Annotated in this window: 1 protein-coding gene; it reads left to right on the top strand. The window is 46.0% G+C overall.

The annotated features are described in order from the left end of the window. Positions 1 to 89: 89 nt before the first annotated feature. The gene (locus AACQ83_RS24110; RefSeq protein ID WP_112879917.1) at positions 90 to 1,187 is read left to right on the top strand and encodes an ISAs1 family transposase; all 1,098 of its coding nucleotides are present in this window, start codon (positions 90 to 92) and stop codon (positions 1,185 to 1,187) included. Positions 1,188 to 1,215 lie beyond the last annotated feature (28 nt).

Below are 1,215 nucleotides of genomic sequence, written 5' to 3'. Positions count from 1 at the left end.
CAGGGCGCGAGCATACTTTTTTAACACCTCTTGAATGAGAAGTAATGGCATGATCTAATGAACCTTATTTCTCTTCTAATCGTTTGCATATGACCCTGATTGAACATTTATCCGTTGTGAAAGAAACACGCTCTGATATTAATCGTCAGTACGACCTGATTGATGTGATTTTCCTTGTCGTCAGTGCCATCATGGCGGGAGCCGAAGGCTGGCAAGACATTGAGACTTACGGCCGGGCAAAAATTAAGTGGCTGCAAACATATCGTCCATTTCCTACTGGGATACCCCGTCGGCATACGATTGCCAGAATACTGCGCGCTATCGAGCTGGATTCCCTGCTGGAAGCCTTACTCAACTGGGTTAATGAGCAGCGTGAATTGGGGAGCAAACCTGTCATCGCTTTTGATGGGAAAGTTCTGCGACGCGCCTATCGTAACGACAAGAAAAACGCCGTCCAACTGGTCACTGCCTATGATACCGAGGCGGGATTGGTGTTAAGCCAGAAAGCGACTGCGACCAAAAATGGGGAAATCAGTATCGTCCGCCAGATGCTGGATATCCTTAACCTAAAAGGCAGTATCGTGACCCTTGATGCTCTGCATTGCCAGCGTGAAACACTGGAAAAAATCAGCGAAAAGAAAGCGCATGTGGTTGTGCAGGTGAAGAAAAATCAACCTAAGCTGTGGGAAGCCGTTCAGTCTCAATTTCAGGCCGTGTTTGATGCCAGTAAAGAGCAAGTGATGACGGAAATCAAGCAAGAAGCCCATGGCCGACGTGAAGAGCGCTATGTCTTCCAGTTAAAACCGAAATTCACACCCGAAATGGCCGAGAGATGGCCAACTATTCGTAGCATTATTGCGGTTGAGCGTCATCGGACACAAAAGGGTAAAGGAACAGTAGATACCTCGTATTATGTGAGTTCGCTTTCCCCCCGACATAAATCTCTGGGGTATTACATTCGTCAGCATTGGCGAATTGAAAATAGCCAGCACTATATTCTTGATGTCGTTTTTAAAGAAGATGATTCACGGATTGTTTTGGAAGGTGCAATTGAGAATCTGGGCTTATTCCGGCGTCTTGTTTTGAATATGGTCAAACAATGTGATTGTGGGGCACCAAGCCAAAGAAATAAGCTTAAGAAAGCCAGCTGGTGTGATGATTACCGTGCAAAAGTTTTCTTTGGCTGAATATCAAACAAAGTATGCTCGCGCCCTG

The sequence above is a fragment of the Photorhabdus sp. S10-54 genome, from assembly GCF_963878145.1.
GTDB lineage: Bacteria > Pseudomonadota > Gammaproteobacteria > Enterobacterales > Enterobacteriaceae > Photorhabdus > Photorhabdus kayaii.
The sequence above is the reverse complement of the archived record's forward strand: the minus strand, read 5'-3'. Positions and strand labels throughout refer to the sequence as shown.

Coding starts and splice junctions, on each gene's coding strand:
- AACQ83_RS24110 (WP_112879917.1), top strand. CDS start 90: ATGACCCTGATTGAACATTTATCCGTTGTGAAAGAAACACGCTCTGAT.